This window comes from Mesorhizobium sp. M7A.F.Ca.CA.004.12.1.1 (assembly GCF_003997835.1).
GTDB lineage: Bacteria > Pseudomonadota > Alphaproteobacteria > Rhizobiales > Rhizobiaceae > Mesorhizobium.
In genome coordinates, this window is record NZ_RZRK01000242.1 from 1 (window position 1) to 7760 (window position 7760).

The 7760-nt window shown below is 62.4% G+C and carries 8 protein-coding genes and 2 pseudogenes; 5 read left to right on the top strand and 5 right to left on the bottom strand.

Features of this window, described 5'->3' with window-relative positions; translation table 11 throughout:
- A pseudogene (locus EN984_RS14835) lies at positions 1 to 335 on the bottom strand (NAD kinase); the annotation flags it as partial.
- A 290-nt stretch (positions 336 to 625) separates the two neighbouring features.
- Between EN984_RS14835 and EN984_RS37700 the strand changes: the two are divergent.
- Together EN984_RS37700 and EN984_RS14840 are read left to right on the top strand one after the other, a co-directional pair.
- Positions 626 to 790, top strand: a complete 165-nt coding sequence (locus EN984_RS37700; protein ID WP_164748845.1) for a hypothetical protein — start codon at positions 626 to 628, stop codon at positions 788 to 790.
- A 274-nt stretch (positions 791 to 1064) separates the two neighbouring features.
- Positions 1065 to 2036: an NAD-dependent epimerase/dehydratase family protein gene (locus EN984_RS14840; protein ID WP_127272607.1), complete on the top strand. Its 972-nt coding sequence runs from the start codon at positions 1065 to 1067 to the stop codon at positions 2034 to 2036.
- Positions 2037 to 2153: 117 nt separating this feature from the next.
- On the opposite strand, the gene EN984_RS14845 is transcribed toward EN984_RS14840, so the two are convergent.
- On the bottom strand, positions 2154 to 2336 hold the full coding sequence (locus EN984_RS14845) for a hypothetical protein (protein WP_127269125.1): 183 nt from the start codon (positions 2334 to 2336) through the stop codon (positions 2154 to 2156).
- A 66-nt stretch (positions 2337 to 2402) separates the two neighbouring features.
- Between EN984_RS14845 and EN984_RS14850 the strand changes: the two genes are divergently transcribed.
- The 3 genes from EN984_RS14850 (at position 2403) to EN984_RS14860 (ending at position 5769) form a co-directional block, all read left to right on the top strand.
- Positions 2403 to 3437 (top strand): extracellular solute-binding protein, encoded by a 1035-nt coding sequence (locus EN984_RS14850; protein ID WP_127269126.1) that lies wholly within the window; start codon positions 2403 to 2405, stop codon positions 3435 to 3437.
- 88 nt (positions 3438 to 3525) lie between these two features.
- Positions 3526 to 4953, top strand: a complete 1428-nt coding sequence (locus EN984_RS14855) for an amidase (RefSeq protein WP_127269127.1) — start codon at positions 3526 to 3528, stop codon at positions 4951 to 4953.
- A 114-nt stretch (positions 4954 to 5067) separates the two neighbouring features.
- Complete coding sequence (locus EN984_RS14860; RefSeq protein ID WP_013531378.1) at positions 5068 to 5769, top strand: TetR/AcrR family transcriptional regulator; 702 nt, start codon at positions 5068 to 5070, stop codon at positions 5767 to 5769.
- Between the two features lie 5 nt (positions 5770 to 5774).
- Here the strand turns inward: EN984_RS14860 and EN984_RS14865 are convergent, their stop codons facing one another.
- The 3 genes and pseudogenes from EN984_RS14865 to EN984_RS38785 form a co-directional block, all read right to left on the bottom strand.
- A complete protein-coding gene (locus tag EN984_RS14865; protein ID WP_127269128.1) occupies positions 5775 to 6533 on the bottom strand; it encodes an MBL fold metallo-hydrolase in 759 nt (252 codons plus the stop codon).
- Between the two features lie 20 nt (positions 6534 to 6553).
- Positions 6554 to 7618 (bottom strand): ABC transporter ATP-binding protein, encoded by a 1065-nt coding sequence (locus tag EN984_RS14870; protein ID WP_127272608.1) that lies wholly within the window; start codon positions 7616 to 7618, stop codon positions 6554 to 6556.
- Positions 7615 to 7760: pseudogene (locus EN984_RS38785) on the bottom strand (ABC transporter permease); the annotation flags it as partial. The pseudogene EN984_RS38785 and the gene EN984_RS14870, both read right to left, overlap by 4 nt.

Here is a 7760-nt window from a genome sequence, read left to right on the forward strand (position 1 = left end):
GCTGAAATCGTTTCGCCTTCCGAGGTCACGGCCAGCATCTCCAGCGGGCGGATCGTTTCGGCGACGGCGGCCTCGAGACGCTCGGTGAGGCCACCGGAACGATACTCGTTCATCAGGAAGCCGATGGTGCCACGGTTCATGCCGTAGACCTTCTTGCCGGTCCCCATCGTGTCGCGCAGGGTCTGCAGCAGGAACCCGTCACCCCCAAGCGCAACGACGATCCCGGCCTCCTCGACGGAAGACTGGCCATAGCGCACCGACAGGCTTTCCAGCGCCGTCTTGGCGTCAGCGGTGTCGGACGAGACGAAGGCGATGCGGCTGGCGGCTTTGCTCATGGCTCCCCGATGACGACCGATTGGCAGCGGCCGGTTGCTGGGCCGCGCCAGCGCCGGGGTAGCATGGGCGGGGTACGTCTGCAAAGGGAGGTACCATCCCGGATGGCAACGCCATCCCGGATGATACGGCCATGCCGGTCGGCGGATGCGGGCATGCCGTTCGCGTATCATGTCAAAGGCTACGCGAATGTGATGGTTAAGACGGGCCTTAAAGTCTCGTAAAGCCGGATCGGTCATGTTAGCCGGCAGTGGATGGGTGGCGTGGGGGCTAGCCAGTCGAGGCCGACATATTGCCGGTAACACGCCTGATCATCGTCTTCCTGATGCTGGGAAGCTTCGCGCTGCTCTTTGCCGAACTGGTGCGCCAGTCCGAAGAGACGAGCTTCCGGCCGCAGCCCACGGCGTCGCGCTGTGGTGATGCAGCCGGGGCGCCATGCCCGCAAAGGGCGCTGTAGGCCTGAAATGTCCTGATCATCCTCGCGATGACGGGCAGCATCGGCGGTCGCTTCGATGCGCGACATCGCGCGGCAGTTTCTCTCCTTAAAAGCAGAGGCCGGTCGGCCGCCGCACGTTCCACTCGTGAAGGCTTGCTGTTTGCACTCGCGGCGCTTGGCGGTGTAGATGGGTGCATCGATTGGCGGAAAGGCTTTTGGGTAGCTCGCATCCGCTGTTGTTGGGAAACAAGCCCTGGGCTCGTTGACTGGCCGGTGTCTGGAGCGGGGGTTTTCCATGTCACGCAGCGTGTTGATCTCTGGCGGCTGCGGTTTCCTGGGCTCGCATCTGGTCGACCGTCTGTTGCGGCGAAGCGATCTGGAAAAGCTGGTCGTCGTCGACAATCTTTGGACCGGGACGCGAGACAACATCGCGCATGTCGCCGATCCGCGTTTCGATCTGCAGATTGCCGACGCCGAAAGCTTTTCATCCCTTCAGGGCTTCGATGAGATCATCCATCTCGCGTCGCCGGCGTCGCCGCTTTGGTACATGCGCGAGCCGGTACGCACGATCAAGGCCAATATCGGCGGCGCGCTCAATCTCCTGACGCTGCTCAAGCCCGGCGGTCGCTTCTGCTTCGCCTCGACCTCGGAAGTCTACGGCGACCCCCTGGTTTCACCGCAACCCGAGAGTTACAGGGGATCGGTGGACTGCACCGGTCCCAGGGCTTCCTATGATGAAAGCAAGCGCTGCACAGAGGCATTGCTGTTCGAGCAGCAGCGGGTCGGCGGGCTCGACATTCGCGTCGTCAGGATATTCAACACATATGGGCCACGAACCCGCATCGACGACGGACGCGCCGTCTCGAATTTTGCCATCCAGGCACTGACAACCGGGGTTCTGACGGTTTATGGCGACGGCTCCCAATCGCGCAGTTGGGGTTATGTCGACGATATCGTCGAGGGGCTGGAACGTTACTTCTGGCGCGACGGCATCTCGCATCGCGGTCCTCTGAACATTGGCAACGACCACGAGGTTTCGGTCCTGCGCATCGCGGAATTCGTAAGATCGCTTGTCCCCGGCAGCCGCATCGAGCACCACCCTCCAGCTCCCCAGGATCCGACAAATCGGTGTCCGGACCTGACTTTGGCGAGGCATGTCCTTCCTGGCTGGGAAGCGAGGACGAGCTATCAGGAAGGCATCGGGCGCACCTTCGATTGGTTCCGCCAGCGAATTGCGGCCGCGAGCATTTCGGCCTCCACGGCCTGACGCGTCCGGTATCGCGGCTAAACCTCTTTCTGCCTGCTCACTCAGTCACCATCTCATCGGGCGCATCGTCAATCGCCGAGCAATGGCCGTACCCGCGGAAAGATATTGACTGTATGTTTAGTCATAGTTACTCCTGAGGTCGCGAATTGAGTTGGACAGCCGGCGCCAGCCGGTGAATGGCCACAATGAAGAGGGGAATATCTCGACCGCGATGCGGCTTGCCGTTGCCGGTGCGCCGCATGCCGCGAGTGCGATGTCGACGGCCGCTCTCGTGCCGTCGATCGGCATTGTCGCGGTCATCTTTTCGTCAGCAGGAAACGGACCTGAGGCCGTAACGCCGCCGGTCCAACAATGGGAGCATGCAGCATGAACTTGAAACTGACCGTGACGGCCATCGGCCTGTCGCTGCTGACTGTCACGGGCGTGGCCCGTGCCGACGGCGAGCTCAACATCTACAATTGGGGCAATTACACCAGCCCCGACCTGATCAAGAAGTTCGAGGAGACTTACAAGGTCAAGGTCACCGTCACCGACTATGATTCCAACGATACTGCCTTGGCCAAGGTCCGGCAGGGCGCCTCCGGCTATGACATCGTCGTGCCTTCGGCGAGCGTCGTGCCGGTCTGGATCAGCGAAGGTCTGCTCTTGGAGACCGATCCCAACAAGATGGAAAACTTCAAGAACGTCGATCCGAGGTGGGTCGATGTTCCATTCGATCCAGGCCGTAAATACACCGTTCCATGGCAGTGGGGCACGACCGGCATTTCGGTGAACAAGTCGGTCTATGCCGGCGATCCGAACACATCGGCGATCTTCCTCGACCCACCTCCCGAACTCGTCGGCAAGATCAATGTCGTACCCGAAATGGGTGACATCATGTTCCTCGCCATCGCTTACGAGGGTGGCAAATATTGCAGCAGCGACATGCAGATGCTGAAGAAGGTGCATGACAAGCTGGTGGAGGCGAAGGCGAGATGGCTTTCGCTCGACTATGCGGCCGTCGATGGCCTGGGCAGGGGCGACATCGCCGCGGGCGTCAACTGGAACGGCATATCGCTGCGCGAGCGGCTTGAGAACGACAAGATCGTCTATGGCTATCCCAAGGAAGGCTATCCGATCTGGATGGACAATGTCGCTGTCCTCAAGGACGCCAAGAATGTCGACAACGCCAAGCTGTTCCAGAACTTCATCATGGATCCGCAGAATGCGGCGCTGATCTCAGCCTTTGCGCGTTATTCGAACGGCATCAAGGGCTCGGAAGCCTTCATGCCCGACGACATGAAGACCGCGCCGGAAGTCAACATTCCCGCCGAGTTCGCCGCCAAGGGCCAATTCATGCTGGCCTGCCCGCCCGATGTGCAGGCGCTCTACACGAAGATCTGGACCGACCTGCAGAAATGACCTGACCAGGCTTTCCCGCGCCGCCGCACGCGGCGCGGTCATCTTCCGTCCATGCCAAACGCGATGCGCAGATCGCAGGAGACTTCCCATGACCGATCTCGACCTTTGCTACATGCCGGCCAGCGAGGCGCTGCGGCTGTTCAAGGCAAAGAAGCTTTCGCCCGTCGAACTGATGCAGGCCACCATCCGCCGCGCCGAAGCCACCAAAGCGACGATCAACTGCCTCACCTTCACGCATTTCGACGAGGCGATAGACCTGGCCAGGAAAGCCGAGGCAAAATACGCCAGGGGCGCCCGGACCGGGGCGCTCGAGGGCCTGCCGATCGGCATAAAGGACGAGAGCTACATCAAGGGCAAGCGGACCTCGCACGGCTCGCTGCTGTCCGGGGATGCTATCGGTGGCCATACCTCGACGATGAACGAGCGCATCATCAAGGCCGGAGGCATTGTCCATGCCCGCACGGCGACGCCTGAATTCAGCTGCGCCGGCTACACCTGGTCGAAACGCTGGGGCGTGACGCGCAATCCGTGGAACCCGGATTTCACGCCCGGTGGTTCGTCGGGAGGCTCCGCGGCGACGCTGGCATCCGGCACGTCGTCGATCGCCACCGGTTCGGACATTGCGGGATCGATCCGGATTCCCGCGTCGGCCTGCGGTCTTGTCGGCTTCAAGCCGCCTTACGGGCGCAATCCGGACGAGCCGCCATTCAACCTCGACTTCTACTGCCACACCGGACCGCTGGCGCGAAACGTCGGGGATGCGATCCTGCTGCAGAATGTGATGGCCGGACCAAGCCCGCTCGACATCGCCACGCTGCGCCCGAAACTGCGCCTGCCGCTCGAGTACAAGCCGATCAAGGGCTGGAAGATTGCTTTCTCGATGGACCTTGGTTCTTTCGAAGTCGACCCGGACGTGCGCAAGAACACGCTTGCCGCCTGCGATGTGTTCCGTTCGCTCGGCGCCACGGTCGAGGAAGTCGATCTGGGCTGGGGCGACGAAGTGCTCAGGGCGGGCATGGCCTATCTCGAGCATCTGTTCGGCGCATCGCTGTCGCAGCTGCTCAAGAAGCACGGCAAGGACATGACGAGCTATGCCAGGCAGTTCGCCGAGGACGGGCAAAAGTCGAAGGCGACGGACTTTGTCGGAACACTCGACGTGGCGGCCAGGATGTACCAGACGCTGGGGCCGCTGCTGGAGACCTACGATGTGCTGATCTGCCCGACCAACGCGCTTCCCTCCGTGCCGGCGGAGTTCGATCAGACCACGGGTACGGTCGAGATCAACGGTAAGCAGGTGAACCCGTCGTTGGGATGGGTGATGACGACGCCGTTCAACATGATGAGCCGTTGTCCGGTTCTGTCCATCCCTTCGGGTCGGGCGGCAAGCGGCGTGCCGACAGGCATCCAGATCGTCGGCCGCACCTATTGCGATGCCGATGTTTTCCGAGCGGCCATGGCCTATGAGACGGCCAACGGGCAGTGGTACACAAACGCCGAAACGCGTCCGTCGCTATAACAGGGCGATGCGGCTCTTGCCGCGGTTGGAGAGCCGACGCCGGACACCTCGAATAGACGAATCTGTGGTGGCGCCGGTGATCGCGCCAGAAGGTCCGAAAGGAGCTGGACGAAGATGGCGCAACAAAAGGCTGCGGCGGCAAAACGCAAAGGCGCTACGGCGAAGAATGGGCGTGCGGCAAACGATGCCGCGCCGCCCAAGGACCGTCGGCGCGAGCGCGGCGAAGCCAGCGTGCAGCGGATCATCGACGCCACCATCGAACTCATCGCGGAGGAGGGGCTGGCAAGCGTCACCATGCAGCGCATCGCCGAACATGTCGGCTCGTCCAATGCCCTGGTCGTCTTCCATTTCCGCAGCAAGGAGAACCTGTTTCGCGCCGTCCTGCAGTATCTCAGCGATCGATATGATGAGCTGTGGGTGACGTTGGTGCGGGCGCCCGGCCTGTCGCCGGTTGAGCGGGCTCTGGGCGCGGTCGATTGCGCGCAACGTTTCGCCCGCCAGCATCCGAAATGGGTTTCAGTTTTTGTCGTGTTTTCCAGCGACCGCAAGAGCATGCAGATCTACAACGAAATCGGCCTGCCGAGCGACCTTGCCTACACCGCCGAGGCGCGCGAGCTGCTGATCGAGATTTCGCGCAGTGGCGGTTATACCGGCGTCGACATCGATACGCTGTCGGAGAGCCTGAATTATCTGGTTCATGGCGCCTGGTATTGGGATCATCTCAATCCGTCCAGCCGTGACACCAACGTGCTGCGCAAGACCATGCTGCTCCTGCTGCATCAGGCGTTCCCCCGGCATTTCGAACTGATGCGCTAACTGCTTCAGGGCTGCCGCAGATGGCAGCCGGCCTGCCGCTTTTGCGCCAGATACTCGTCGACAAGCTGGCGGTAGCGTACCTTGCCGAAGCTTGGGAAATGCCCGCCATGCACGACTGAGACATGGAGGTCGCGCAGGCGCATCAGCGTCGCCATGTAGTCGGGAATGTCTGAGTGGTAGACGTCGTCGATCAGCGGGCCGTCATATATGATGTCGCCGGATAACAGGATGCCCGTCCTGTTTTCGTAGAGTGCGATGCCGCCGGGCGAATGGCCGGGCGTGTGGATCACCTCGAAGGCACGGTCGCCGAGATCGACGACATCGCCCTGGCCGAGCAAACGGCCGGCGGGCGCAGGCAGAATGCCGTAGCGCGCCGTGTCCCAGCCTTGCGGCATGCGATCGAACATCTCGTCGGTCGCATAGGTGCCGGCTGCCGTCCATTCATTGCGCGGATCGGCGAGGATGCCGGCCTCGGCGGCGTGCACGCAACGCTCGGGAAATTCGTGGTGGCAACCGATATGGTCGAAATGCGTGTGGCTGGCGACGCAAATCAGCTTGCGCTCGCTCACCAGCGGTACATGGCGCCGGAGGCTGAAATGGCCGAGGCCGGTGTCGAAGAGGAGATCGCGATCGCGACCGCGCACATGCCACATATTGCAGCGGAAGAACGGCTTTATCCACGGCTCGTGGATCAAGGTCACGCCATCGCTCATGCGGATGGTTTCGTACCAGTCGGGTGCCTCAATGAGCGGAAGTGTTGCCATGTTCAATCCGTCAGAAAAGCTCAGTCCGTCAGCAGAATAATCTGGTCGGTATTGCAGGAAATCGCGACCGTGTCGCCCGGCTGGACGGCCGCCGTCGCGGGCAATTTGGCGATGAAGTGAAGCGAGGGGTCCTCGATGGAAACCGCAAGCACGCGCTTGAAACTGCCCTGGAAGACCACGTCGCTCACTCTGGCCGCGCCGAGCCTGACACTGCCGCTGGCCTCGCCGAGGACAAGATGCTCCGGCCGTATGGCCAGCGCAACGGCGGAGCCCACCGGCAGCGCGCCGGGCAGCGAGACCGGCCCGACGGGCGTGGCGACGGTGCTTGTCCTCTCCTTCGCCTCCGTGACTGTGCCGGCAAGGATCGAGCTTTCGCCCATGAAGGTGGCGGAAAAGCGCGTCGCCGGCCTGTGATAGACGCGCTCGGGCGGGCCTTCGTCCTCGATGCGCCCGTCATTCATCACCACACAATGGTCGGCCAGCGCCATCGCTTCTTCCTGGTCGTGGGTGACGTGGATGAAGGCGGTGCCGACGCGCTTCTGGATCGCTTTCAACTCGTCCTGCATCTGCCGGCGTAATTTGAGATCGAGCGCGCCGAGCGGCTCGTCGAGCAGAAGCACCGCCGGCTCGATCACCAGCGCCCGCGCCAGCGCCACGCGCTGCCGCTGGCCGCCGGAAAGCTGATGCGGCTTCTTGTCGAAGGCGGAGGCGAGGCCGACCAGCGCAAGCGCTTCACGCGCCTTTGCCGCCCGGGTAGCGCCGTCGACGCCCTGCATGCGCAGGCCGAAGCCGACATTGCTGCCGACGCTCATATGCGGGAACAGCGCATAGTCCTGGAACACCGTCGTCGTCGGCCGCTTGGCCGGCGGCACCGAGGTGCAGTCCTCGCCACGGATGAACACCTTGCCTTCGCTGGGGGTGACGAAGCCGCCCAGAATGGAGAGCAGCGTCGTCTTGCCGGAGCCGGACGGCCCGAGCAGGATGGTGTAGCTGCCGGGCTCGATCTGCAGCGAAACGTCATTCAGCACGGTGTGCTGGCCGAAGCGATGCGAGACGGCACGAATATCGACCAAAGGCGCGGTCATGCCTTTCTCCTGCGCAGCAATGTCAGTTCGAACAGCACCACCAGCACGATGGAGACGGCGAAGACCAGCGAGCCGACGGCGTTGGTCTTGGGGTTAAGGCCGGAGCGCAGCAGGTTCCAGATTTCGACCGGCAGCGTGGTGT